The organism is Vibrio sp. HI00D65, assembly GCF_001635455.1.
Classification (GTDB): domain Bacteria; phylum Pseudomonadota; class Gammaproteobacteria; order Enterobacterales; family Vibrionaceae; genus Vibrio.
Map to the genome: position 1 here is coordinate 1 of NZ_LWEH01000190.1, position 247 is coordinate 247.

General features: G+C 37.7%; 1 protein-coding gene. It reads right to left on the reverse strand.

What is annotated here, in order from left to right:
- Positions 1-152: 152 nt before the first annotated feature.
- Positions 153-247, reverse strand: a 95-nt coding sequence (locus tag A3712_RS27405) for a DUF2860 family protein (RefSeq protein WP_157618769.1), incomplete at its 5' end; no start/stop codon positions are given.

Genomic DNA, 247 nt, shown 5'->3' on the forward strand with positions numbered 1-247 from the left:
TTACTATCTGATCTTTTTAACTGAACGACTTTCATACTACGGATAGCAACGAGCACCTACAACCTTAAAGATTATAAGTGCTCGAAATACTTAAACAGATAATAACCTCAACAAAATCGGAACGTTATACAACGCCTTGGAATATCTAACTCTTAGAACTTATAGTCGATACCGACGCTCGCGAGTGCCTGTTCAGAATTATAGAAGTCGATATTGGAATCAATCGCTCTTAGACCAAGTAAGGTGA